The sequence below is a fragment of the Sedimentibacter sp. B4 genome, from assembly GCF_000309315.1.
In the GTDB taxonomy this organism is placed as follows: Bacteria; Bacillota; Clostridia; order Tissierellales; family Sedimentibacteraceae; genus Sedimentibacter; species Sedimentibacter saalensis.
The window spans coordinates 1-380 of sequence record NZ_CANG01000924.1 but is presented as its reverse complement, the minus strand read 5'-3'; the positions used below and the strand labels follow the sequence as shown (position 1 = coordinate 380).

Below are 380 nucleotides of genomic sequence, written 5' to 3'. Positions count from 1 at the left end.
TCGGACCTGGTCAATCCCTACTCGGCGCTGTCCGGTGCGGTGCCGGAGCTGCGCTCCAGCGAGCACTACTTCTTCCGGCTCTCGGATCCGCGCTGCGTGGCCTTCCTGGAGGAGTGGACGCAGGACGGCAAGCTCCAGCCCGAGGTGGCGAACAAGGTGCGGGAGTGGTTCGTCCGGGACGAGGCCGGCAACCCGGGCCTGTCCGACTGGGACATCTCCCGGGATGCGCCCTACTTCGGCATCGAGATCCCGGGTGTGCCCGGAAAGTACTTCTACGTCTGGCTGGACGCGCCGATCGGCTACCTCGCGTCGCTGGCCAACCTGTTCGCGAAGCGCGGCGAGGACGTGGACGCGTTCCTGGCCCGTCCGGACGTCGAGCA

The 380-nt window shown here is 68.2% G+C and carries 1 protein-coding gene; it reads left to right on the top strand.

The window, feature by feature from the left end; translation table 11 throughout:
- Positions 1-380 (top strand): class I tRNA ligase family protein (locus tag BN358_RS22500; RefSeq protein ID WP_157593547.1); only part of this gene is annotated, 380 nt, incomplete at both ends.